Genomic DNA, 221 nt, shown 5'->3' with positions numbered 1-221 from the left:
GGGTGGATGACCACAAACGAACCGCCCACCTTCAGGCTTATCCGGCTGCTGCTTTCCAGCACAATATCGCTCTGAACCTTGAGCCCCAGCGCGCCGCTTATCTTCTGCGCCAGGTCTCCCTTCACCTCCAGGCTCTTCATTCCTTTCACCAGGCTGATATGGTCACCGGTGGTGGTCTGCTCCTGTTTTCCCTTCACCGACATCTTCCGGTCATTGCCCAC

At 57.5% G+C, this 221-nt stretch carries 1 pseudogene; it reads right to left on the bottom strand.

The window, feature by feature from the left end:
* Positions 1-203 (bottom strand): annotated as a pseudogene (locus OGV98_RS00010) (type VI secretion system Vgr family protein); the annotation flags it as partial.
* Between the last annotated feature and the right edge of the window lie 18 nt (positions 204-221).

The sequence above is a fragment of the Citrobacter sp. Cf136 genome (genome assembly GCF_030333815.1).
In the GTDB taxonomy this organism is placed as follows: Bacteria; Pseudomonadota; Gammaproteobacteria; order Enterobacterales; family Enterobacteriaceae; genus Citrobacter; species Citrobacter freundii.
Note: the sequence above shows the minus strand (reverse complement) of the source record. Positions and strands in the feature narration are given on the sequence as shown.